Raw genomic sequence first — 24,208 nt, 5'->3', positions numbered from 1 at the left:
GTCAGCTCCGATAATCCGCGTTGATCGAAATGTATCCGTGGGTGAGATCGCATGTCCATACGACAGCCCGGCCGCTGCCCATGCCGAGATCGACCGCGAGTTCGATCTCTTTGCCCTTCAAGTGCTCGGCGACGGGCGTTTCGTCGTAATCTTCGACAGGCAGGCCGTCGCGCGCCGCCCATACTCCCCCGAAACCGATCGAGAGCCTGTCACGGTCGGCCGGTTCGCCTGCTTTGCCGACCGCCATGACAACGCGGCCCCAATTGGCGTCTTCTCCGGCAATCGCTGTTTTTACGAGCGGCGAGTTTGCGATGGCGAGGCCGACTTTGCGGGCGCTGTCATCGCTAACTGCGCCGGAAACCCGGACATTGATGAATTTGCTCGCTCCTTCTCCGTCGCGCACCACGAGCTGCGCGAGGTTGCGGCAGACATCGGTGAGAGCGGCCGCGAATGCATCGGCGCCCGGACTTTCCCAGCTATCGATCACTGCATGATCCGCTTTGCCCGTTGCGAACACGAGCACGGTGTCGCTCGTCGAAGTGTCGCCGTCTACGGTAATGCAGTTGAACGTCTCGGCGGTCGCGGCATTCAGCAAGTTCTGCAGGAAAGCAGGCTCTACCGCTGCATCGGTGAAGACGTAGCCGAGCATTGTCGCCATGTCGGGGGCGATCATGCCGGAGCCTTTGATGATCCCGCAAAGCTCGACGCGCTGCTCGCCGATCATGGCGGAGGCATGCGCGCCTTTCGCGAAGGTGTCGGTCGTTCCGATCGCCGTGGCGGCGTCTTCCCATCCGGCGATATCGGCGGCGAATGCTGCGGCGAGCCCTTGGCGTGCTTTGTCCTGCGGCAGGGGTACGCCGATCACGCCGGTCGAGGAAACCAGCACTTCTACAGGCAAGCAACCAATGTGCTCCGCCGTCTGTTTCATGATCGCCTCGACCGCTTCGCGTCCGCGATAGCCGGTAAAGGCATTGGCGTTACCCGCGTTGACGACGAGTGCGCGGGCACGACCGCCTCTCACCTGCTCACGCCCCAATTCTACCTCGCTGGAGGCGCATAGCGATCGGGTGAAGACGCCCGCGAGGGCGGTCCCTTCCGACAGCTCGACATAGGTGAGGTCCGCGCGGTTCCAATCCTTGTACCGCGCCCGCGCGGCGCGCAACGTCACACCGTCGATAGGCGGCATTTCGGGAAAGGACAGGGCGAGCGGCGATACGGCGAGATCCATGGCGCAACCGCTTAGGCGACCGTCCGCTCACAGTAAATCCGGCAAAGGAAGTGGACGAGTGGGGCCAAAACCACTATCTTGTGCGCCAATGACGCGAAGACTTTTAGCCTTTCTGGCCCTGATTTCGGGGCTCGCCGCGCTCAGCGTGCCGGCGGCTGCGTCATATGCGTCCCAACCAGTCCCTTGCGATTCCAGCGTTTCTGCGGCTTCCGAAGACGTGCTGACAGGCGAGCGGGCTCAGACAAAGCAGGGCCCGGGTAAGACCTTGTCGGATGCCAAGGGTTCGCGGATCGAACGGCGCACGCCGCGTCCGCGCTCCTTGCGTATGCCGGTGCTGATGGGGATTGAGCGCGCATACGAATAGCGCGCTCCCAAGAAATTCTATCGTAACCCTCGCGCGCTCATTGCGCGAACACCCCTTACATATTCATGTGTTTTCGAGCCCGCCCACGGGCTGCACGCAATTCAAGGCTACCCTCTCCCATGTTCGATTCCCTCATGAAATCGATCTTCGGCTCTTCGAACGATCGTTACATCAAATCGCTCGGCAAGATCGTCAACGAAATCAACGGTCTCGAACCGGCAATGCAGGCGCTTTCCGATGACGAGCTGCGCGCGCAGACGGACAAGTTCCGCAGCCTGCTCGACAGTGGCAGCACTCTGGATGACATCCTGCCCGAGGCTTTCGCCACCGTGCGCGAGGCGTCGATGCGCGTGTTCGGGATGCGCCATTTCGATGTGCAGCTGATCGGCGGGATCGTGCTTCATCGCGGTGAAATTGCCGAGATGCGCACCGGTGAGGGTAAAACGCTGATGGCAACCCTCGCGGTGTATCTCAACGCGATCGAAGGCAAGGGCGTCCATGTCGTTACGGTCAACGATTATCTCGCGACGCGCGATGCGGAATGGATGGGGCAGCTCTACAACTGGCTGGGCCTGTCGGTGGGCACGATCATCCCGAACATGGATGAATACACGAAGCGTGATGCGTACAATTCCGATATCACCTACGGCACGAACAACGAATTCGGCTTCGACTACCTGCGCGACAACATGAAGCACGAGCGCAGCCAGATGGCGCAGCGCCCGTTCAATTTTGCGATCGTGGACGAGGTCGATTCCATCCTGATCGACGAGGCGCGAACGCCGCTGATCATCTCCGGCCCGACCGAAGACAAATCCGACCTCTACGTTAAGCTGGACGAGGTCGCGAAAGAGATCCCCGAAGAGTGGTACGAGAAGGACGAGAAGAGCAAGAACATCCAGCTCAACGAAGACGGGCTGGACAAGGTCGAAGCGCTGCTGATCGAGCGCGGACTGCTGGAAACCGAAAACCTCTACGACGTGGAAAACACGCAGGTCGTCCATCACCTCGACCAAGCGCTGAAAGCGGTACACATGTTCCGCCGCGACGATCACTACATCGTGAAGGACGACAAGGTCGTGATCATCGACGAGTTCACCGGCCGCATGATGGACGGGCGGCGCTGGTCGAACGGTCTGCACCAGGCGGTCGAGGCCAAGGAAGGCGTGAAGATCGAGCCCGAAAACCAGACGATGGCCTCGATCACGTTCCAGAATTACTTCCGCATGTACCCCAAGCTTTCCGGCATGACCGGCACGGCCGCTACCGAAGCGGCGGAATTCTGGGACATCTACAGCGTCAACGTCGTCGAAATCCCGACCAATTTACCAGTTGCGCGCATCGACGAAGAGGACGAGTTCTACAAGAACACGATGGACAAGTTCGCAGCTATTGCGAAGGCGATCAAGGAAAAGAACGAGATCGGTCAACCGGTGCTTGTCGGCACGGTGTCGATCGAAAAGTCCGAGCTGCTCAGCCAGTTCCTCGACAAGGAAGGCGTGAAACACGAAATCCTCAACGCTCGCCAGCACGAGCGCGAGGCGCATATCGTGGCGCAGGCCGGCAGGCTTGGCGCGGTGACCATCGCGACCAACATGGCAGGCCGCGGCACCGATATTCAGCTGGGCGGCAATGTCGAGTTCCGGATCGAGGACGAAACCAGCGACATGGAGGACGGCCCGCAAAAGGATGCGGCAATCGCCAGCATCAAGGAAGCGGTCGCCGAGGAGCGACAGAAAGTGCTCGAAGCCGGCGGTCTGTTCGTGCTCGGCACCGAGCGTCACGAATCCCGCCGCATCGACAACCAGCTGCGCGGTCGTTCCGGCCGTCAGGGCGACCCCGGCCTGTCGCGCTTCTACCTATGCCTCGAAGACGATCTGCTCCGCATCTTCGGCCCGGATACGCTGTTTGCGAAGATGATGAATTCGAACCTCGAAGACGGCGAAGCGATCGGTTCCAAGTGGCTGTCAAAGGCCATCGAAACCGCTCAAAAGAAGGTCGAGGCGCGCAATTACGATACGCGTAAGCAAGTCGTTCAATACGACGACGTGATGAACGACCAGCGCAAGGTCATCTACGAACAGCGCGAAGAGATCATGGATTCCGATACGGTCGACGACGTCGTGGTGGACATGCGCCACGACACGATCAATTCGATCGTTGGCACCGCGTGCCCTCCGGGTTCGTATCCCGAACAGTGGGATATCGAGCTGCTGCGGGAGAAGGTGCAGGAGATCTTCAATTTGAACCCGCCATTCGAGGAATGGCTGGAAGAAGACCAGGTCGAACCGGAAATCATCGAGGAGCGCATTCGCACCGAAACCGATGCCTTGATGGAAACCAAGATCGCCAAGAACGATCCGGCGATCTGGCGTCTCGTGGAAAAGGACGTGCTGCTGCGTCAGCTCGATTTCCACTGGAAGGAACACCTCGCGACGCTCGATGCGCTAAGGCAGGTGATCTGGATGCGCGGCATCGCGCAGAAACAGCCGATCAACGAATACAAGCAGGAAGCGTTTGGCCTGTTCGAAACCATGCTCGATACGCTCCGCGAGGAAGTGACCAAGCTGCTGTTCAAGTCCGAGCTGCGTCTCGCTCAGCCGGAGACCGAGGCTCTGCCCGATCTTCCCGATTTCCTAACCGGGCACATCGATCCGCTGACCGGGCTCGACAATTCGGGCGATGGCGATGGATCGGAGGAGCGACCGGAACTCTTCGGTTCGCTCGCCGGATCGGCGCGCGCCGCTGCGGGGCCGGGCGGGGCGAACACCGAAGACCCCTACGCAAATCTCAATGTCAGCCGCAATGCGCCGTGCCCATGCGGCAGCGGCAACAAGTACAAGCATTGCCACGGCGCAGCGGGCGCAAAGCAGACCGCCTGATAGCAGTCGCGGGAATTAGGGCAGGGCAGCGATGATCGGAGCGGTTCCGGCGCTGCTCGCGCTCGCTTTCCTCATAACCGCGCTTCTTTATGCTAGCGTCGGCTTCGGCGGCGGATCGACCTATGCCGCGCTGCTGGCGCTTTCAGGGCTCGATTACCGGCTGCTGCCGATTGTCGTGCTGGCCTGCAATATCGTGGTGGTCGCGGGCAGCTCGGTGCGTTTTGCGCGTGCAGGGGTGACGCCATGGCGTGGTGCGATCGTAATGACCGCAATCGCAGCACCCGCTGCATTCCTGGGCGGCCTGACGCCCATCGGTCAATCCGGTTTCATGCTGCTGCTGGGCGCAAGCCTGATCCTGACGGCGGCGACCATGCTCATACCGGTGAGCGAACGGGAAGGTGAAGCTCCGACAAAACTCGCGCGCTTCATCCCGATCATCGCCGCGCCCATGGGTTATCTCGCGGGACTGGTCGGCATCGGCGGAGGGATTTTCCTCGCGCCGCTGCTTCATCTGACACGCTGGCGCGATGCCCGCGCTATCGCCGCGACGGCGAGCTTCTTTATTCTGGTGAATTCGCTTTTCGGGCTCGCCGGGCAGTTGCTGAAGCCGGGCAGTGTGGCCTTCGGGAGCGCGATCGCTGCCGCTCTGCCGCTGCTCATCGCGGTGGCGATTGGCGGTCAGATCGGCAGCCTCATGGCGGTCAAGGTGTTGCCCAAGCGCTGGATCAGATGGCTGACCGCCGCGCTTGTGCTGATCGTCGGTGTGCGGCTGCTGGGCGGTTTCTAGCCGCCCAGGCCTTTAGCTTGCGCGAAGCAGTCTCGCGAAGAAACCGCGCGGTTCTTCCATCGGCTGGATCTTGCCGTAGTGATAGCGGCGAAGGGTGGGATCACGGAACGGACGGGGCTGGGTCCACGGATCGGGCGCGCTGCTGCGAAAAGTGTATTTCGACATGGTGGGGCTCCTTCTTGAAACAGGAGACCCGCCTAGACAGCGCGCACGCGTTAACGAAAGCGTAACCCATACCCAGTCCCAATTCGGGAACGGAGTGGGGCCAAAAGTTAACAAAGTCTTGAGAAAAGAGTGGCTCCCCGAGTTGGATTCGAACCAACGACCAAGTGATTAACAGTCACCTACTCTACCGCTGAGCTATCGGGGAGCAGCACCCGGTTTGTCTGCCGAGTGCGAAGCGCGCGTATATGGGCGGCGCTCTTTCAATGCAAGAGGGTTTTAGCGGGAAATCTCACTCGACCACGAATTGCTCTGCGACGATGCGTTCTTCGAGCGACTGGCCCGGATCAAAAAGCAATTCGAGCTCCGTCTCGTGCGCGATCTCCAGCGTGACTTCGGCGATATCGCGCAGTTCCTTCTGGTCGGCCACGGCCGCAACGGGGCGCTTATCCGGGTCGAGCACCCGCAGCTTGATCCGCATCCGGTCGGGCAGGATTGCGCCGCGCCAGCGCCGCGGGCGGAACGGGCTGATCGGTGTCAGCGCGAGCACTTCGCTGTCGAGCGGCAGGATGGGGCCATTGGCCGACAGGTTGTAAGCCGTCGAACCGGCGGGCGTGGACACAAGCACACCGTCGCACACCAATTCCTTGATCCGGACACGGCTACCGACCGTCACTTCGATCTTTGCGGTCTGGCGGGTTTCGCGGAGCAGCGACACTTCGTTGATCGCGCACAGCGAATGCTGCGTCCCGTCCTGTGTGACCGCTTCCATCCTGAGCGGCGCGATCGCTTTGCTGTTCGCCTTGGCCAGCCGATTGGCGATCACCGCGCGCTTGTCATAGCGGTTCATCAGGAAACCGACCGTGCCGAGGTTCATCCCGTAAGCGGGAATGACCTTGCCCCGGTCCAGCATGGCATGAAGCGTTTGCAGCATGAAGCCATCGCCGCCGAGCACCACCGCCACATCGGCCTCTTCGATCGGCACCCAGTCCTGCTGCGGCAGCATCGCATCGTACGCTTCCTTTGCGCGCGGCGTGTCGGATGCGAGCAAGGCCATGCGTTTGTAGGGATTGGTGCGGCCTTCGCGCGACTTGGTCATAGATCGGTCGGGCCCCCTTAAGACCATTCCAGTTCGCTCTAGCGTCTGCGGCCTGCCGTGATGTTCCAATTTCGGTCGGATTGCAAATGGTGCGGGCTTTGTGCGGGTTTTTGGCCTACCGTTCGATCAAATCAGGACGCCAATGCCAGACAACACCTCGCCCTTTGATCAATCGCTTAGAGAGCCGCTTCGCGGTTTCTTCCCGGGCGTCAAACCTTCTGCGCTGGACAAGGACCTGCTGCGTGCGCTTGATCGCGACGAGATCGAGGTGCTGTTCCAGCCTCAGTTTTCCAGCGCAACAGGCGCGGTGGTCGGAGCGGAGGCGCTGGCGCGCTGGCAGCATCCGACATTGGGAGAGGTAGGCGCGCGCGATCTCTTCGCCATTGCGGAGCGCGCGGCGCTGGTCGCTCCCTTATCCCGGCATGTCGTCGCGCGCGCGCTCGACGATGCTGGCAATTGGCCTCAAGAGTTGAGCCTGTCGCTCAACATCACGCCCGAAGAGCTGGGCGACCCGCGCTTTGCCTCCGATTTCGCTGACCTGATCCGCAAGAGCGCCATCGCGCCGGAGCGGCTCATGCTGGAGATTACCGAGGACCTTCTGGTGCGGAACCTGAAGCAGGCGAGCGAGGCGCTGGGGGCTTTACGCCAACTGGGCTTTCGCACCGCGCTCGACGATTTCGGCGCGGGCTTCTGCAATTTTAGATATCTGCGCGAGCTGCCGCTCGATGCGATCAAGCTCGACAAGATCATGGTCGACGATGTGCCAGGCGATGCCAAGGCGCTCGCGGTCCTGCGCGCGATCGTGGCGCTTGGCAATGCGCTGGAACTGGATGTCTACGCAGAAGGGATCGAAAGCGAGATCCAGCGCGCCGCCATCAAAGCCGAAGGGTGCGAGTATTGGCAGGGTTTTCTGCGAGCCCAGCCGATGAAAAGCGAGGACATGCTGACACTGGCAGCCACCGCCCGAGGCCGCGGCCACGGATAGCAAGGTCAGGCGGGCTCCTTCGCTTTCTTTCGCGCTTTCCTGACAATTCCTGACAAACCCTTCGTCAGCTGGAATAGCCCGTTGAGACGGCTTTCGGGATCGCCCCAGGCGCGGTTGATGACCAGCTTCATGTCGGGACGCAGCTTCGCCGTGCCTTGTAGCTTGTCGACATAGGCGATCAGGCCCGGCCCATCGGGAAAATCGTCATTGTGGAACGTGACGAGCGTGCCACGCGCGCCGACGTCGATTTTCGCGATGTTGGCTTCGATCGCCTGGTGCTTGATCTCGATCAGTCGGATGAGGTTCTTGGTCGGCTGCGGTAGGTCGCCGAAGCGGTCGATCATCTCGGCTGCGAGGCTCTCGATCTCGGCCTTGTCCTGGGCCTGGTTGAGGCGGCGATAGAGCGCCATGCGCACGGCGAGGTCGGGGACGTATTCTTCCGGGATCATGATCGGCGCATCGACCGTGATCTGCGGACTGACGGCATCGCGCGGCTTTTCGAGGCCCATCTCGCCGGCTTTGGCGGCAAGGATCGCGTCTTCGAGCATGGATTGGTAAAGTTCGAAGCCGACCTCGCGGATATGACCGGACTGCTCGTCGCCCAGCAGGTTTCCTGCGCCGCGAATGTCGAGATCGTGGCTGGCGAGTTGGAAGCCTGCGCCGAGGCTGTCGAGGTCGCTCAGCACTTTCAGGCGCTTCTCGGCGACTTCGGAAAGCTGCACGTCCTTTTCATAAGTGAGATAGGCGTAGGCGCGCAGTTTCGACCGGCCCACGCGCCCGCGCAGCTGGTAAAGCTGGGCCAGACCGAACCGGTCGGCGCGGTGGATTATGATCGTGTTTGCGCTCGGCAGGTCGAGGCCGGATTCGACGATCGTGGTCGACAGCAGCACTTCGTATTTCCCTTCGTAGAACGCGCTCATGCGCTCTTCGATCTCGCCCGCGCCCATCTGGCCGTGCGCGCTGATCGCTTTCACCTCGGGCACGTGCTCGTGAAGCCATTCCTCGACTGCTGCCATGTCGGAGATGCGCGGGACGACGATGAAGCTCTGCCCGCCGCGATGGTGTTCGCGCAGCAGCGCCTCCCGCATCACCATGTCGTCCCATTCCATCACATAGGTGCGCACCGCGAGGCGATCGACCGGCGGGGTCTGGATCGTCGAAAGCTCGCGCAGGCCCGTCATCGCCATTTGCAGCGTGCGCGGGATGGGTGTGGCGGTCAGCGTCAGCATATGGACGTCGGAGCGCAACTGCTTGAGCTTCTCCTTGTGGGTCACTCCGAAACGCTGCTCCTCATCGACGATTACGAGGCCGAGATTTGCGAATTCCGTCGATTTGGAGAGGATCGCGTGGGTGCCGACGACGATGTCGATATCGCCGCTCGCCAGCCCTTCGCGCGTTTCCGTCATCTCCTTCGAGGAGACGAGGCGCGACAGTCTGCCGACTTTCAGCGGGAAACCGGCAAAGCGTTCGGCGAAGTTCTGGTAGTGCTGACGCGCGAGAAGGGTGGTGGGAGCGACGACAGCAACCTGCTGGCCGCTCATCGCAGCGACGAAAGCGGCGCGCAGGGCAACCTCGGTCTTGCCGAAGCCGACATCGCCGCACACGAGCCGATCCATCGGTTTGCCGCTTTCCAGGTCGCGCAGCACGTCGGCGATGGCGGCGTCCTGATCGTCTGTTTCCTCCCACGGGAAGCGGTCAACGAACTGGTTGTAGCTGGCTTCCTCGGCCTCGAAGACCGGCGCTTTCTTCAGCGCGCGTTCGGCTGCGACCTTCATCAACTCGCCTGCGATCGCGGTAATGCGCTCTTTCAGCTTCGCGCGGCGTTTCTGCCATGCTTCGCCGCCCAGCCTGTCGAGCATGACCGCGTCCTCGGACGAGCCATAGCGCGAGAGCACGTCGATGTTCTCGACGGGGATGAACAGCTTGTCGCCGCCTTTGTATTCGAGCGCGACGCAATCGTGCTGGCTCTTGCCGACGGGGACGGGATCGAGGCCGAGATATTTGCCGATGCCATGCTCGACATGGACCACCAGATCGCCTCTCGCCAGCGCCTGAAGTTCGGCGAGGAAGGCATCGGAATCCTTGCGCTTTTTCTTGCGGCGGACAAGCCGGTCACCCAGCACATCCTGCTCGGTGAGGATTTCGAGATCGTCATTGGCGAAGCCGGTTTCGAGCGGCAAAACCATCGCCGCCGTCTTTGCACTGCCAGACTTCGGTGCCGAGATCCCGAGCGCCTCCTGCCAGCTATCGGCCTGGACGCTCTCGCACCCAGCCTCCGACAGGATCGAGGCAATGCGTGAGCGGCTGCCGGTCGAATAGGCGGCGAGCAGCGGCTTGCGGCCCGACTTGGCGACCGCTTTCAGATGCGCGGCTGCGGCCTCGTAGACATTGTCGCCGCGCCCGCGCTCGGGCGTGAAATCGCGGGCCGCCTTGAAGCCGAAATCGATGCTGGCTTCGCTTTCGGGTGCGGCGAACACGCTGGCGCGGTGCGCGGGAGCGGCTGTGAGCGCGGTCTCGAATTCGTCCTTTTCAAGATACAGCGCGCCGGGATCGAGCGGGCGGTAGCTGCCGGTCTTGTCGGCGGCGATGCGTTCACGCTGATCATGGTAGTCCTGAATGTCGGTCAGGCGTTCGTCTGCAGCGCCGATCGCGCTTTGATCGATCACCACGACATCGTCCGCGCTTAAGTGGTCGAAAAGGGTCGCCAGTTTCTTCTCAAACAGCGGCAACCAGTGCTCCATGCCCGCTAGCCGCCGGCCATCGCTGACGGCTTCGTAAAGCGGGTCCTGCGTCGCGGCGGCACCGAACATCTCCCTGTAGCGCGAGCGGAACCGTTTGATGCTGTCCTCGTCCAGCAGCGCCTCCGACGCGGGCAGCAACAGGTGCGCGTTTAACGTACCGGTCGAGCGCTGCGTGCCGGGATCGAACAGCCGCAGGCTTTCCAGCTCGTCACCGAAGAAATCGAGCCTCAACCCTTCGTCGAGCGAGGACGGGAAGATGTCGACGATCGATCCGCGCACGGCGAACTCGCCGTGGTCGATAACTGTATCGGTTCGGCTGTACCCCTGACGCGTGAGCAAGGCTGCAAGGCTTTCGTGCCCGATGGTCGTGCCCGCCTTGAATTCGCGCACGCTCTCACGGATGCGGAAGGGCGTGAGCGCGCGTTGCAACACTGCGTTGACCGTTGTGACCAGCAATTGCGACCCGGCGGCGGGATGCTGCAGCTTGAAGAGCGCAGACAGGCGCGCCGCGCTCACCGAAAGGGCCGGGCTCGCGCGGTCGTATGGCAGGCAATCCCACGCAGGGTATTCGATGACTTCGACCTCTGGCGCGAAGAACCGCGCGGCTTCGGCGGCGGCGCGCATCGCCGAATCGTCTGCCGCGATGAAGACGGCGCGCTGTTTCGCCGCGCGCGCCAGGTCGCTCATGACCAGCGGAACCGCGCCGCGGGGCAGCGACGAAAGCGTGAGCGGCTTCTCCGCCGCCAGAATACGGTTCATGTCGGGCATATCTGTCCAGTCAAAGGCCAGGGCGGGCGAGTGTTCCCGGCGCGTGAAGAGAGCGCCGCTTAGCGCGGGATATCGACGTAGTCGAGCGCCTGCATCTTCACGATCTGCTCGCCTTGAAAGCGCTCCGGCACGGGAGCGGTTTTCAGCGCCCACGCCATCACGTCCACATCGTCTTCGGCGAGCAGATCCTCGAACCAACCGAGTGCTTGCTCATCCCACTGCGACGAGTACCGATCGAAAAACCCGCCGATCATATAATCCGCCTCGCGCGTGCCGCGATGCCAGGCGCGAAACTTGGCGCGGGCCAGCCGCTCGTCGAATGTGGGCATATCCGTCATGCAGAGGCAGGTAAGGCACTCGGCAATCGCGTTCAAGGCGGTATAGAGTGCCGCCATGCGCCCCGAGGTTCTCAATCCGCTGTTTGCAGAAGTCCGCGACCTTGACGGCGTGGGGCCGAAGCTGATGAAGCCGCTGGAAAAGCTGGGCCTCACGCGGGTAAAGGACGTCGCCTATCACCTGCCCGAACGGTTCGTGACGCGCCGCGCGATTGCGAACCTCGATGAAGGCGGTGAAGGTGAGCAGGTCATCGTCGCGCTCACGCCGACCGAGCACCGCGCCGCGCGCAATCCGGGACGGGGGCCGTACCGCGTGCTGGCACAGGACGAGGCGGGCAATATCTGCGCGCTCACCTATTTCGGACGCGCGTCCTATACGGCGAGGAAACAGCTTCCGGTGGGGGAGAAACGCTGGGTCGCGGGACGGCTCGATCGCTATGGCGACATGCTGCAGATCGTCCATCCCGACCATATCGAGAAGGACAGCGCGGCCCATATGGGCCGTCTTGTCGAGCCGGTTTATGCGCTGTCGGAAGGGCTGACCCAGCCGCGGATCGCTTCGCTTGCCTCGCAGGCGCTCGAGCGCTTGCCCGAGCTTCCCGAATGGATCGAGCCGGGCCAGTTCGAACACGAAGGCTGGCCGACATGGCGCGATGCGCTGCATCTGTCGCACAAGGATCGCAGCGAGGGCGCGCGCGACCGGCTCGCCTACGACGAATTGCTGGCGAACAGCCTCGCGCTGTTATTGGTGAAAGCCGATAGTCGCCGTCGCAAGGGGCAGGCGCTTGCGGGCGATGGCAGTTTGCGCGCAAAGCTCGACCTGCCGTTCGAGATGACCGGCGCGCAGAAACGCTCGATCTCCGAAATTGAAGGCGACCTGCAGCAGGAGGCACCCATGCTGCGCCTGCTGCAAGGCGATGTCGGCGCGGGCAAGACAGTGGTTGCGCTCGCAGCGATGTTGATCGCGGTCGAGGCGGGCAAGCAGGCCGCGCTGCTCGCCCCGACCGAAATCCTCGCCCGCCAGCATTTCGAGACACTGCGCAAAATGGCCGCGCCTACGGGAGCCGAAGTCGCTTTGCTGACGGGCAGGGCCAAGGGGCGCGAGCGCGAGGGCATCCTGATGGGCTTAATTGATGGTTCGATCGATATTCTCGTCGGCACGCATGCGATCTTTCAGGACACGGTGAGTTACAAAGACCTTGGCCTCGTGGTCGTGGATGAGCAGCACCGGTTCGGCGTGGCCCAGCGGCTCGCGCTGGCGGCCAAGGGCAAGCGCGCGCCGCACACTCTAGCGATGACAGCAACGCCGATCCCGCGCTCCCTCACGCTCGCGCAATATGGGGAGATGGACGTTAGCCGGCTCGATGAATTGCCGCCCGGCAGGCAGGCGATCGAAACGCTTGTCGTGTCGCAGGACCGGGCAGAGGACGTGATCGCCGGGGTTCAGCGTCACCTCGCCACGGGCCAGCAGGCCTATTGGGTTTGCCCTATGGTGCGCGAGATGAATGGCGCTTTCCAGGCGTCCGACATCGCCGCGGCAGAGGCTCGCTACGCCGAATTGCGCGAGCGCTTCGGCGATGATGTCGTGATGGTGCACGGGCAGCTAAAGCCGGAGGAAAAGGACGCCAATATGGAGCGCTTCGCCAGCGGCGAGGCGAAATTGCTGGTAGCGACGACCGTGATCGAAGTGGGCGTGGACGTGCCATCTTCCACGCTGATGGTGATCGAGCAGGCGGAGCGTTTCGGGCTGGCCCAGCTGCACCAATTGCGTGGGCGCGTGGGGCGCGGGAGCGAGAAAAGCCGGTGCCTGCTGCTCCGGGGGTCGGAGCTGAGCGAAACCGCGCAAAAACGCCTCGCCCTGATGCGCGAAACGCAGGATGGTTTTCGCATTGCCGAAGAGGATCTGGAACTGCGCGGCGGCGGCGAACTGCTCGGCACGCGCCAATCGGGCGAGGCGGCGTTTCGCATTGCCGATCTCGATCAGGTGCAGCGCTTGCTTCCGGTTGCCCACGGCGATGCGCGGCTGCTGATGGACCGCGATGGAGGTCTCACCAGCGAGCGAGGCGAGGCCGCTCGGCAATTGCTGTACCTGTTCGAGCGCGATTGGGGCGTGCAATTGCTGCGAGGGGGCTGAAGAGGTCTGACCCCATCCCGTATTATCAACGCAGCTTTGGCGGCTCGCCATTCGGCAAGCGCGCCTAGCGCAGTTGCTCCACCAGCGCTTGAGCGGCCGCCCAGACATCTTGCCAGGTTTCGTCGAACTGATCCTCACCATCATAATACGGGTCGGAAATGGCCGCGCCTTCGCGGCCCGGAACCATGTCCATCAGCAGCGAGACATGCGTGGTGGAGCCTTCGGGGCGAACCGCTTCGATATTGCGCAGATTCTGGTGGTCCATCCCGAAGATGTGCGTGAAGCGGGCAAAGTCCTCGCGCACGAGCTGCCGCCCGCGCAGGCCCGATATGTCGATGCCGTTCGCTGCCGCCGTCTCGACCGAACGCGGATCGGGCGGGGAGTCGATGTGATACGACGCTGTGCCGCAGCTATCGATAACGACGTCGAGCCCCGCATCGGAAGCTGCACGGCGCATCGCTCCCTCCGCCAAGGGTGAGCGGCAGATATTGCCGAGGCAGACGAACAGCAGCGCGGGTTTGGGCATGGTACGCATCCTACTGGACCGCGCGTGGCCGAGGCAATATGGAATGCACCAAACGGGAGACAATCATGCGTCCGATCTTTGCCGCCATCGCCCTTGCCACAACCACTTTGACCGCCCCTGCATGGGCCGGGCCGCAGGAGGATTACGAGGAGCTGCGCGAGGAAGTCTGGCAGGCGGCGCTCGATGCTTCGCCGCAGCTCGCCACCAGTGTTGGCGACCGGCGCGGCGACGGGAAGTTGGGTGATCTGTCGCTGGAAGAATATGAGCGCCAGATCGAACAGACGCGCGGATACCTCGCCCGGCTGAACGCAATCGATGCGGAGCAGCTGCCCGCCGAGCTGCAGGTCGATTACGCGATCCTCAAAAGCAGCTTCGAAGATCAGCTTGCGAGCGCGCAGTTCGATCACGATCGCTACATCCTTTTTACCAATCGCGGTGGCTGGTTCTCCGGCTTCGCTTCGCTCCCCTATAGTTCGCCTCTGTTCACGCTGGCCGATTACGAAAGCTATGTCGGAAGACTGACAGAGTTTGACCGCATGAATGCGCAAGGGATCGAGCGTAGCCGCGAAGCCGTCGCGCGCGGATTGACGCAGCCGTGCGAGCCGATGGAAGGCCTTGACGCCCGCATCGCTCAGCAGATCGCTGAGGACTACACCACCTCGCCATTCTGGCAGCCATTTGCCGGCGACAAGCCTGCGTCCATCTCCGAAGAAGATTGGGAGAGGCTGAAGGCCGAGGCGCGCGCCGCGCTCGAAGGGTCGGTCTTCCCGGCCTACGAGCGGTTCCTGAGCTTCTACAGGGCGGAATACGAACCCAATTGCCGCACCGGCACTCCTGGCATTCTCGCGACGCCGGGTGGCGAGGACTATTACGCCTACCGCGTTCGCAGCTTTACCACGACCGACATGACGCCGGACGAGGTGCACGAGCTTGGGCTGTCGGAAGTCGCGCGCATCCGCGCCGAAATGGGTGAAACCGCGACCGAGGCGGGCTTCGACACGCGCGAGGCCTTCATCGAGCATCTGCGTACCGATCCGCAATATTACATGACCGACGAAGGCGAGTATCTGCGCTATACGCAGGCGCTGGCGAAGGAGATCGATGGCTGGATGCCGAAGCTGTTCGGTCGTCTGCCGCGCCAGCCCTATACGGTCCTTCCGATCCCCGCTGCGAACGCGCCGGGCAACACGACTGCCTATTACGAACCGGGTTCGCTCGAAACCGGACAGGCGGGTATCTACCGACTCAACCTCACCGAGCTCGACCAGCGTCCGCTGTGGGAATTGCCCGCGCTTGGTGTGCATGAAGCGGTGCCGGGGCACCATCACCAGATATCGATCCAGCAGGAACTCGATATCCACCCACTGCGCGCCAACGGCACTTTCTTCACCGCCTTCGTCGAGGGGTGGGGACTGTATTCCGAACGGCTCGGGATCGAGATGGGCCTCTACGATACGCCCGCAAAGGAAATGGGCCGCCTATCTTATGAGATGTGGCGCGCGGCGCGGTTGGTGGTCGATACCGGCATCCATTCGAAGGGCTGGTCGAAACAGCAGGCGGTCGACTTCATGCTCGACAACACCGCGCTTTCACCGGGCAATATCGATGCCGAGGTCAATCGCTACATGACCTGGCCGGGGCAGGCGCTTGCTTACAAGATCGGCGAGCTCAAGATCCGCGAACTGCGCGAGCTTGCAGAAGCGGCCCTGGGTGCCGATTTCGATCTGCGTGCCTTCCACGACACCGTTCTTGAGAACGGCTCCATTCCGCTTTCAGTGCTGGAAGAATATGTCGATCGCTGGATCGCCGAGCAGCAGAGCGCGGGTTAAGCCGCCTTAGCCTGCATCGGCTCGGTCGATGCGAGCACCTCTTCGGTAATCCGGCGCACGTTCACCTGCGCTTTCAGCCTCGCGCCGAGCAGCGCCGTGCCGGAAACCTTGCGCTGCACGAACAGCGTTTCGACAGGCGGGAAGGCCCAGGTTTCCTTGTCCTGCGCGATTTCCCAACCCTCTTCGCGCAGGAGCGGGACGAAGGCGCGGTCGCCGAAGTCGAACGGTTTGTCCTCGCGCATTTCGCCGACCACGATGTCGATCATCCGGTCGACCCGCTCGCGGTATTTCTCGGCGACGACCGGCAGCATGAAACCGGCGGCGATGGTTTCCTCGCGGACCTTGTCGCGGTCGCCTGCGAGCCCGGCTTCGAGCAGACGGCGATAGGCGTTACTCACATCCGGATCGACATCGCGGCATGCGCCGAAATCGAGCACGACTATGTCGCCGCTCTTGGGCCGGAACAAGTAGTTCGCGAAGTTCGGATCGGTCTGCATGACGCCGAATTCGAAGAGCTCGCGCGCGACCAGCTTCATCAGCCTGCTCATAACTTCATCGCGGCGTTCGTCGGTTTCCTGGGCGAGCGCCTCGATCGAGACGCCTTCCTCGAAACTCATCGCCAGAATGCGCTCGCGCGTCAGCCCTTCATGCAGCGTTGGAACCACGAACCCGGGCGTATCGGCGAGCTTCTCCCGGTAGAGCGCCATCTGGGCGCCCTCGCGCTCATAATCGGCTTCTTCGTGCAATTGTTGTTTGGCAGCGGCAAGCAGTTTGTCGATTTCGAGCTCGGGCGGGGCAAACCCGGCAACACGCAGCAGCGTCATCACATTATCGACATCGCTGTCGATGCTTTGCGCGACGCCCGGATACTGGACCTTGATTGCCAGTTCCTGCCCATCGCGGGTCAGCGCCTTGTGCACCTGCCCGATCGAAGCGGCCGCGATGGGGCGCGGGTTGAACCAGCGGAACTGTTTGCGCCAATCATTGCCCCATTCCTCTTTCAGCACCTTGTCGAGCTGACGCGCGGGCATGAAATTCGCCTGGTCACGCAGGGTGGCGAGGATGTCGGCGAGTTCCTTCGGCAGGAAATCGCCCGAATCCATCGAGATCATTTGCCCCATCTTCATCGCCGCGCCGCGTAGATGCGACAGGCGATCGGCCATGCGCTGCACATTGCCTGGCGTCAGGATCAGGTCGCGCGCCGAGAGGCTGTCACCGGTGCGCAGGCGCCGGGCGCCTTCCGCCATCATCCCGCCGGCCACCCCGCTGGCGAGCCTGCCGAAGCTGGCGAAGCGCGAGATGCGTCCGGAAGGAACTGAGCGTTCGCGTGAACGGTCGGATTTGTCGGCCATGTTTCTCGGTGGTGTCCTTTGTGATCCCATACACCAACGACGCGAACCCGGGAATGATCCCGCGGGTCCAAAGCACAAACGACGCGGGCCCGGAGAGAACCTCCGGGCCCGGGCCGCTCGATAATCGTCGAGAGAATGTGTTGGTCGGCTTACGCGATGGCGCGTGTTCCGCCTGCGATGTAGTTCACATACACGGCGTGGATCAGGCCGGGGATGAAGAACAGCAGCGTCAGGATCAGGTTGATGATGAAGTCTGTTCCAAGACCCTTCTTCAGTGCAACGCCGAGTGGCGGAAGAAGGATGGTGGCGATCAGTGCAATAAGTTCGAGCATTGAGCGGGGCTCCTAAATTTGATTGGACATGTGACGCCAATTCGCGTCGTCGTTTGCTCACTCAACGGGTGTGGGTGCTCGATCGTTCCGAAAAAACCTTTGGAACCAATTGCTTGTCTCTGCGTTTGCGTGGGGTTGGTCAGCTTATGCAGAGCCCGCCATCGACAGGCAGGCATTGCCCCGTGATGTAATCGCTATGCGGTGATGCCCAGAACACTGCCAGACCTTCCAACCCCTCGTGATCGCCCGGACGGCGCAGCGGAATGCGCTTTTCCATCCATGCTGCAAACTTCGGATCAGCTGCGGCGGTGATATCCGTTTCGTAATAGCCGAACAGCAGGGCATTGGCGGTGATCTTGTGGCGCGCAAGTTCGAATGCCGCGCCGCGCGTCAGGCCGTTGATCGCCGCCTTGGACGCCGCATAATCGGAACTTCGGTTGACGCCCATGATCGACTGGCCGGAGCTGGTCGCGATCAGCTTTCCGCCCGGATCACCGTTTTTCGCGCGTTCGATCATGTGGCGGGTCACATGCTTGTAGGTGAGGGCGGGGCCGCGCGCATTGACCGCCATGACAGCGTCCCAGCCTGCCTCGGTCATGTCCGGGACACCGGCGCCCGATCCGCTGCGACCGGCATTGGCAAAGCACGCATCGACGCGCCCGAACGTGTCGAGGGTCGCGCCCATCGCATCTTCGATCTGGGTTTCTTCGGCGACATCGCAGATAAGCGTCTTTACCTCTGCCCGGCCGATCGACTGGAGTTCCAGCAGCGCCTTCGCATTCTTCTCTTCGTTGCGCGCCCAGATCGCGACATTCGCGCCGGCCTTCACCAGCCCCCGCGCCATTCCAAGTCCAAGGCCGCCATTGCCGCCAGTGATGACCGCGACGCGGCCGGTGAGATCGAACAGGTCCATGCGAGCAGCCGTGCCTTAAAGGCAGCAGCTGAGCAAGCGCGCGGGAACCACGCCGGTATCCGCGCGATTGAGCAGGCATGGACGGAAAAACCTCGCTCACCCCGGCATCGCGCTGGCTGGGATATGCCGGATTGCTCCCGCAGATCATTTGCCTTGCGCTCGCCGTAAGCGGCAGCGAGTACCGTTTTTCTGCGCTTTCGGGCGGGTACGCCTACGCCGCGGCGATCTTCAGTTTTCTCGGTGGCGTCTGGTGGGGGCAGGCGATCGCCAGCGGAAAGGGCGGGGCAGGCTCCTATCTGCTCGCCGTCATGCCCAGCCTGCTTGCGGTCGCATTGTTTCTGCCATGGAGTTTCGGATGGGACTGGCCGGGGCCGGCACTCATCTATCTTGGCGCGCTGATCCTCGCATCGCCGCTGGTCGACCGCGCGCTCGGTTACGCGGCGAAGGATTTCATGCGCTTGCGCGTGCAGCTGTCGGTGGGCTTGGGCACCCTGACGATCCTGCTGGGCTTCGTTGCCGAGGCGATTGTCTGAAGGCGAGAATGGTCGGGAAGAGAGGATTCGAACCTCCGGCCCCCGCCTCCCGAAGACGGTGCTCTACCAGGCTGAGCTACTTCCCGACTCGTGACCGCGGAGCGCGACGGCTCTGCGAGTTAGGGGCGCGCCTATAAGTGTGGATGGCCGGGGTGGCAAGCAGGCAATTGCCGCGTATAGTTTCGCCCATGGCGACGCTTCACACACCTGATACGATTCCCTCCAAGCTGCACGGTCCCGGCCACCCGGAGTGGCAATATCTCGATCTGATGCGCCAGATCTGGGAGACAGGCAGCGAACGGGCCGATCGGACGGGCGTCGGTACGCGCTCGATTGCAGGGGCGATGCTGCGCTACGATCTTGGCGGCGGCGCGATGCCCCTACTCACGACGAAGCGGGTTTACTGGAAGACGGCCACCCGCGAGATGCTGTGGTTCCTGACGGGCGAGACCAACATTCGCCCGCTGGTGCTTCAGGGCGTGAAGATCTGGAACGAATGGCCGCATGCCCGCTACGTCAAGGAGACGGGCGAGGATATCGCGCTAGGCGATTTCGTGCAGCGTATCGCCGATGACGAAGATTTTGCGAAGCGCTGGGGCGACCTTGGCCCGGTCTATGGCAAGCAATGGGTCGATTGGCCGACCTATCGCTATCGCAAGGATGGGCTGTACGAGCGCGGTGAGGGGATCAATCAGGTCGCGCAGGTGATCGAGAGCCTGCGGAACAATCCGGGCAGCCGCCGCCACATTATCGAAGGTTGGAACGTGGCGGAGCTGGACCGCATGGCTTTGCCTCCCTGTCACAAGACCTACCAGTTCCACGTTGCAGGAAACCGGCTCAACTGCATGCTCTATCAGCGTAGCTGCGATGTCGCGCTCGGCCTGCCGTTCAATCTCTGGTCGGCGGCGCTGCTGACCCGGATGATGGCGCAGCAGACCGATCTGGAGCCGGGCGAACTGATATGGATGGGCGGCGATGTTCACCTTTATCTCAATCACGAGCATTTGATCACCGAACAGCTTGCGCGCGAGCCATCAGGCAACCCCACCTTGGAAATCACCAGAAAGCCAGAAACAATTTTCGATTACAAAATCGAGGATTTCGTGGTGCATGATTACGCGCCGCAGCCGCCGATCAAGGCTCCTGTTGCGGTTTGATCCGGCCCGCTTGACGGTGGGTAAAGCCTGACATAACCGCTATTCCCTAGCGCTGGAATGTGCGCTGCGGCGGGTCTTTGGCCGCTGCATTTCGCCAATGTCTGCGTACCCTCGATGGGAGAGCACCCTTATGGCCGAAGCGGCCGATACGAACTCCAAATCCGGCGACAACCGGCCTGCGCTCGCACTGCACGTGCCAGAGCCGCGCTCGCGCCCCGGCGACCCGGTGAATTTCAACGATGTCGACATTGGCGAGCCCGGTGCCCAGCCGCGCCCCGATGAAAGCGCCAAGCCCGAAGATATGAAGGATCTCGCCTACGGGCTCGTGCGCGTGCTTGGCGACGATGACAAGGCGCACGGTCCGTGGGACCCGAAACTCGATCCCGAAACCCTGCGCACCATGCTCGGCCACATGGCGATGGTCCGGGCTTTCGATGAACGCATGTTTCGCGGTCAGCGGCAGGGCAAGACGTCGTTTTATATGAAGTGTACCGGCGAAGAGGCGACCAGCGTTGCCGCTTCGATGGCGCTTGCTTCGGACGATATGGTGTTCCCCAGCTATCGCCAGCAGGGCATCCTGATCGCGCGCGGCTATCCCCTGATCGAGATGATCAACCAGATCTATTCGAACAAAGGCGACAAGCTCAAAGGCCGCCAACTGCCGATCATGTATTCGAGCCGCGAGCACAGCTTTTTCAGCATCTCGGGCAACCTCGCCACGCAGACACCTCAGGCGGTTGGCTGGGCGATGGCGAGCGCGATCAAGGGCGACAGCCGGATCGCCGCGACATGGGTGGGCGAGGGCTCGACCGCAGAGGGCGATTTCCACAGCGCCTGCACCTTTGCGACCGTTTATAATGCACCGGTTATCCTCAACGTTATAAACAACCAGTGGGCGATTTCGAGCTTCTCCGGTTTTGCAGGGTCAGAGCGTACGACTTTTGCCGCGCGTGCTCTCGGATATGGCCTTGCCGGCCTGAGGGTCGATGGGAACGATGCGCTTGCTTGCTATGCCGCGCAGAGATGGGCAGCGAACCGGGCGAGGGCCAATCAGGGGCCGACGCTGATCGAATACTTCACCTACCGCGCTGAGGGGCATTCCACATCGGATGATCCCTCCGGTTACAGGAGCGCCCAGGAACGCGAGGAATGGCCGTTGGGCGATCCGGTCATGCGGCTCAAGAAACACCTCATCGCGATCGGCGAGTGGGACGAGGATCGCCAAGCGGCAATGGATCAGCGCTGCGCCGAAGAGGTGAAAGCGGTCACCAAGGAAGCCGAAAAGAACGGCATTCTGGGTCACGGCCTCCACCATCCCTTCCACACCATGTTCGAAGACGTGTTCGAAGAGCTGCCCTGGCATCTCGAAGAACAGGCCGCGCAGGCGACCCGCGAACGCGAAACGAAATGGCCGGACAAGCACCCCAAGGATGGAGCGGGCAAATGAACGCTCAAACCGAAACAACCAAACCGCAGGCAGACGAGACCGAAGAACGCCGGATCAACATGATCGAGGCGATCAACGAAGCGCTCGACATCATGCTGGAGCGTGATGACGACGTGATCGTGATGGGCGAGGATGTCGGATATTTCGGCGGCGTGTTCCGCTGCACCGCGGGTCTTCAGGAAAAGCACGGCAAGACCCGCGTGTTCGACACGCCGATCAGCGAATGCGGCATCATCGGTGTCGCCGTGGGCATGGGCGCATACGGCCTGCGTCCAGTGCCGGAGATCCAGTTCGCCGATTACATCTATCCGGGCCTCGACCAGCTGATTTCCGAAGCGGCGCGGCTGCGCTATCGCTCGGCCACCGAGTATATCGCGCCAATGACGGTCCGCTCGCCCTTTGGCGGAGGGATTTTCGGCGGGCAAACGCACTCGCAGAGCCCGGAAAGCATTTTTACCCACGTCGCCGGTCTGAAAACCGTGATCCCGGCAACGCCTCACGACGCCAAGGGCCTGCTGATTTCCTGCATCGAAGACAACGACCCGGTGATCTTCTTCGAACCGAAGCGCATCTATAACGGCCCGTTCTCGGGCTATTACGACAAGCCGGTCGAGCCGTGGAAAAAGCACAAGGATGCCGCGGTGCCGGAGGGGTATTACAAGATCCCGCTCGGCAAGGCGCGCACGGTCACCGAAGGCGAAGCGCTCACGGTGCTGACCTACGGCACGATGGTCCACGTGGCAGAGGCCGTGTGCCGCGAGAAGGGTGTGGATGCCGAAATCCTCGACCTGCGTACGCTCGTCCCGCTCGACATCGAGGCAATCGAGGAATCGGTCAAGAAGACCGGCCGCTGCCTGATCGTGCACGAGGCGACCCGCACCAGCGGGTTCGGCGCGGAGCTTTCTGCGCTCGTCACCGAACGCTGTTTTTATCATCTCGAAGCACCGGTCGAACGCGTCACCGGCTTCGACACGCCCTATCCGCACAGCCTCGAATGGGCCTATTTCCCAGGCCCCGTTCGCATCGGCGAAGCACTCGATACAATTCTGAAGGACTGACCCGATGGCCAAGTTCACATTCAACATGCCCGACGTGGGCGAAGGCGTCGCCGAGGCTGAGATCGTCGAATGGCAGGTCAAGGTCGGCGACACCGTCAGCGAAGACCAGCATCTGGTCGACGTGATGACCGACAAGGCGACGATCGACATCGAAAGCCCGGTCGAAGGCAAGGTTATCGAGGTGGCCGGTGAAGTCGGCGACGTGATCGCAGTCGGATCGATGCTGCTTGTCGTCGAAGTAGAGGGCGAAGTGCCCGACGATGTGGAGGAAGAATCCGCTCCCGAACCGGCGCCCGCTCCGGTCAGCGAAGAGGTTGAAGCGCGGATCGAGGTCGAAAATCCCGACGCCTCCGATGCGGATGATGCGATGGAAGCAGACCCAGAGCCCGCGCCGCCGCAGCCGGTCGCTCCCGCCCCGGAGCCTTCGCCGAGCGCAAAGGTGCTTGCGAGCCCGGCCGTGCGCAAACGCGCCCGCGAACTCGGGGTCAATCTGGCCGATGTGAAGGCTGCGGAAGATGGCCGCGTGCGCCACGGCGATCTCGACCAGTTCCTGTCCTACAATGCGGGCGGAGGGTTCGCTCCGGCGGGCGCGACCCGCGAGGACGAAGCGATCAAGGTCATCGGCCTGCGCAAGCGGATCGCGCAGAACATGAGCGCGTCGAAGCGCAACATCCCGCATTTCACTTATGTCGAGGAATGCGATGTCAACGAGATGGAACGGATGCGCGCCGACCTGAACAGCGCGCGCGGCGAAAAGCCGAAGCTGACGATGCTGCCATTGCTAGTCACCGCGATCTGCAAGCTGATCCCGGATTATCCGATGATCAATGCGCGCTACGATGACGAGGCGAATGTCGTGACGCGCCACGGCGCAGTGCATCTCGGAATGGCCGCGCAGACCGATAACGGCCTGATGGTGCCGGTCATCAAAGACGCGCAGAGCCGCAACATCTGGCAGCTTGCGCGTGAGATCGCCCGCCTGGCAGAGGCAGCGCGCGATGGATCGGCAAAGTCGGATGAGCTGTCCGGATCGACCCTGACCGTAACTTCACTCGGCCCGCTGGGCGGCGTTGCAACGACCCCGGTGATCAACCGCCCGGAAGTCGCCATTATCGGACCGAACCGCATTATCGAGCGCCCGATGTTCGTTACCGGACCGGACGGGCAGGAGCGGATCGAGAAGCGCAAGCTAATGAACATCTCGATCAGCTGCGATCACCGCGTGGTCGATGGATACGACGCGGCAAGCTTCATTCAGGAAATGAAAAAGCTGATCGAAACTCCGGTTCTGCTGCTGTCGGATTGAGCGCAAAATTCGATGACACAATAAAGTTCGAGTTTTCGCGAAGAGGGCCGTTGACAGCATTTGCACGCGGCCCTATTTGCGCGGCTCCCAAGTGGCTGCGCGGGTGTAGCTCAGTTGGTTAGAGTGTCGGCCTGTCACGCCGAAGGTCGCGGGTTCAAGTCCCGTCACTCGCGCCACTTGGGGATTTTCCTCAAAATCCGATCGCCTCGTTCCGGTTCCTAGCTGGCACTATTGTAAACCATCTGGTTGACTTTTCCGCGTCCCGCTGAA

Annotated in this window: 20 protein-coding genes and 3 tRNA genes; 12 read left to right on the top strand and 11 right to left on the bottom strand. The window is 62.2% G+C overall.

What is annotated here, in order from left to right:
- Nucleotide 1: 1 nt before the first annotated feature.
- The gene (argJ, locus tag IB285_RS07200; RefSeq protein WP_190787537.1) at nt 2–1,228 is read right to left on the bottom strand and encodes a bifunctional glutamate N-acetyltransferase/amino-acid acetyltransferase ArgJ; all 1,227 of its coding nucleotides are present in this window, start codon (nt 1,226–1,228) and stop codon (nt 2–4) included.
- An 88-nt stretch (nt 1,229–1,316) separates the two neighbouring features.
- Here argJ and IB285_RS07195 point away from each other — a divergent pair, with 88 nt between their 5' ends.
- The 3 genes from IB285_RS07195 (at nt 1,317) to IB285_RS07185 (ending at nt 5,261) form a co-directional block, all read left to right on the top strand.
- Entirely contained in the window at nt 1,317–1,592 is a 276-nt protein-coding gene (locus IB285_RS07195; RefSeq protein WP_190787536.1) for a hypothetical protein, read from the top strand.
- A 119-nt stretch (nt 1,593–1,711) separates the two neighbouring features.
- Nucleotides 1,712–4,474: a preprotein translocase subunit SecA gene (secA, locus tag IB285_RS07190; RefSeq protein ID WP_190787535.1), complete on the top strand. Its 2,763-nt coding sequence runs from the start codon at nt 1,712–1,714 to the stop codon at nt 4,472–4,474.
- 31 nt (nt 4,475–4,505) lie between these two features.
- Entirely contained in the window at nt 4,506–5,261 is a 756-nt protein-coding gene (locus IB285_RS07185; RefSeq protein ID WP_190787534.1) for a sulfite exporter TauE/SafE family protein, read from the top strand.
- 12 nt (nt 5,262–5,273) lie between these two features.
- On the opposite strand, the gene IB285_RS07180 is transcribed toward IB285_RS07185, so the two are convergent.
- The 3 genes from IB285_RS07180 to IB285_RS07170 form a co-directional block, all read right to left on the bottom strand.
- The gene (locus IB285_RS07180) at nt 5,274–5,426 is read right to left on the bottom strand and encodes a hypothetical protein (RefSeq protein WP_190787533.1); all 153 of its coding nucleotides are present in this window, start codon (nt 5,424–5,426) and stop codon (nt 5,274–5,276) included.
- A gap of 130 nt (nt 5,427–5,556) precedes the next feature.
- Nucleotides 5,557–5,631: transfer RNA gene (locus IB285_RS07175), tRNA-Asn, on the bottom strand.
- Between the two features lie 84 nt (nt 5,632–5,715).
- The gene (locus tag IB285_RS07170) at nt 5,716–6,522 is read right to left on the bottom strand and encodes an NAD kinase (RefSeq protein ID WP_190787532.1); all 807 of its coding nucleotides are present in this window, start codon (nt 6,520–6,522) and stop codon (nt 5,716–5,718) included.
- A 142-nt stretch (nt 6,523–6,664) separates the two neighbouring features.
- Between IB285_RS07170 and IB285_RS07165 the strand changes: the two genes are divergently transcribed.
- A complete protein-coding gene (locus tag IB285_RS07165) occupies nt 6,665–7,507 on the top strand; it encodes an EAL domain-containing protein (protein ID WP_190787531.1) in 843 nt (280 codons plus the stop codon).
- Between the two features lie 5 nt (nt 7,508–7,512).
- Here IB285_RS07165 and mfd read toward each other — a convergent pair whose 3' ends face one another.
- Nucleotides 7,513–11,016 carry a transcription-repair coupling factor gene (mfd, locus tag IB285_RS07160; protein ID WP_190787530.1) on the bottom strand — a complete coding sequence of 1,168 codons (3,504 nt, stop codon included), beginning with the start codon at nt 11,014–11,016 and terminating at the stop codon, nt 7,513–7,515.
- A 59-nt stretch (nt 11,017–11,075) separates the two neighbouring features.
- Nucleotides 11,076–11,354, bottom strand: coding sequence for an FAD assembly factor SdhE (locus IB285_RS07155; protein WP_190787529.1), 279 nt, complete (start codon nt 11,352–11,354; stop codon nt 11,076–11,078).
- A gap of 55 nt (nt 11,355–11,409) precedes the next feature.
- On the opposite strand from IB285_RS07155, the gene recG reads away from it, so the two are divergent.
- Nucleotides 11,410–13,485: an ATP-dependent DNA helicase RecG gene (gene recG / locus IB285_RS07150; protein ID WP_190787528.1), complete on the top strand. Its 2,076-nt coding sequence runs from the start codon at nt 11,410–11,412 to the stop codon at nt 13,483–13,485.
- 64 nt (nt 13,486–13,549) lie between these two features.
- Here the strand turns inward: recG and IB285_RS07145 are convergent, their stop codons facing one another.
- Nucleotides 13,550–14,011, bottom strand: a complete 462-nt coding sequence (locus IB285_RS07145) for a low molecular weight protein-tyrosine-phosphatase (RefSeq protein WP_190787527.1) — start codon at nt 14,009–14,011, stop codon at nt 13,550–13,552.
- 65 nt (nt 14,012–14,076) lie between these two features.
- Between IB285_RS07145 and IB285_RS07140 the strand changes: the two genes are divergently transcribed.
- Nucleotides 14,077–15,840 (top strand): DUF885 domain-containing protein, encoded by a 1,764-nt coding sequence (locus tag IB285_RS07140; protein ID WP_190787526.1) that lies wholly within the window; start codon nt 14,077–14,079, stop codon nt 15,838–15,840.
- On the opposite strand, the gene IB285_RS07135 is transcribed toward IB285_RS07140, so the two are convergent.
- The 3 genes from IB285_RS07135 to IB285_RS07125 all read right to left on the bottom strand — a co-directional run bounded on the left by IB285_RS07135 (nt 15,837) and on the right by IB285_RS07125 (nt 18,437).
- Nucleotides 15,837–17,192 (bottom strand): ABC1 kinase family protein, encoded by a 1,356-nt coding sequence (locus IB285_RS07135; protein ID WP_190787525.1) that lies wholly within the window; start codon nt 17,190–17,192, stop codon nt 15,837–15,839. The two genes, IB285_RS07140 and IB285_RS07135, sit on opposite strands and share 4 nt — an antisense overlap.
- A 149-nt stretch (nt 17,193–17,341) precedes the next feature.
- Entirely contained in the window at nt 17,342–17,524 is a 183-nt protein-coding gene (locus IB285_RS07130; RefSeq protein ID WP_190787524.1) for a YqaE/Pmp3 family membrane protein, read from the bottom strand.
- A gap of 139 nt (nt 17,525–17,663) precedes the next feature.
- On the bottom strand, nt 17,664–18,437 hold the full coding sequence (locus IB285_RS07125) for an SDR family NAD(P)-dependent oxidoreductase (protein ID WP_190787523.1): 774 nt from the start codon (nt 18,435–18,437) through the stop codon (nt 17,664–17,666).
- Nucleotides 18,438–18,514: 77 nt separating this feature from the next.
- Between IB285_RS07125 and IB285_RS07120 the strand changes: the two genes are divergently transcribed.
- Nucleotides 18,515–18,970 carry a DUF3429 domain-containing protein gene (locus IB285_RS07120; RefSeq protein ID WP_190787522.1) on the top strand — a complete coding sequence of 152 codons (456 nt, stop codon included), beginning with the start codon at nt 18,515–18,517 and terminating at the stop codon, nt 18,968–18,970.
- Nucleotides 18,971–18,979: 9 nt separating this feature from the next.
- Here IB285_RS07120 and IB285_RS07115 read toward each other — a convergent pair.
- A tRNA-Pro gene (locus tag IB285_RS07115) sits at nt 18,980–19,056 on the bottom strand.
- Between the two features lie 102 nt (nt 19,057–19,158).
- On the opposite strand from IB285_RS07115, the gene thyA reads away from it, so the two are divergent.
- From thyA to IB285_RS07090, 5 genes are all read left to right on the top strand, one after another.
- On the top strand, nt 19,159–20,127 hold the full coding sequence (thyA, locus tag IB285_RS07110) for a thymidylate synthase (protein ID WP_190787521.1): 969 nt from the start codon (nt 19,159–19,161) through the stop codon (nt 20,125–20,127).
- A 130-nt stretch (nt 20,128–20,257) separates the two neighbouring features.
- Nucleotides 20,258–21,574, top strand: a complete 1,317-nt coding sequence (locus IB285_RS07105; RefSeq protein ID WP_190787520.1) for a thiamine pyrophosphate-dependent enzyme — start codon at nt 20,258–20,260, stop codon at nt 21,572–21,574.
- Nucleotides 21,571–22,632, top strand: coding sequence for an alpha-ketoacid dehydrogenase subunit beta (locus tag IB285_RS07100; RefSeq protein WP_190787519.1), 1,062 nt, complete (start codon nt 21,571–21,573; stop codon nt 22,630–22,632). The genes IB285_RS07105 and IB285_RS07100 overlap by 4 nt, the downstream gene beginning before the upstream one ends.
- 4 nt (nt 22,633–22,636) lie before the next feature.
- Nucleotides 22,637–23,938, top strand: a complete 1,302-nt coding sequence (locus IB285_RS07095) for a dihydrolipoamide acetyltransferase family protein (RefSeq protein ID WP_190787518.1) — start codon at nt 22,637–22,639, stop codon at nt 23,936–23,938.
- Between the two features lie 99 nt (nt 23,939–24,037).
- Nucleotides 24,038–24,114 (top strand) — tRNA-Asp (locus tag IB285_RS07090).
- The last annotated feature ends 94 nt before the right edge of the window (nt 24,115–24,208 follow it).

The organism is Erythrobacter rubeus (genome assembly GCF_014705715.1).
In the GTDB taxonomy this organism is placed as follows: domain Bacteria; phylum Pseudomonadota; class Alphaproteobacteria; order Sphingomonadales; family Sphingomonadaceae; genus Erythrobacter; species Erythrobacter rubeus.
Note: the sequence above shows the minus strand (reverse complement) of the source record. Positions and strands in the feature narration are given on the sequence as shown.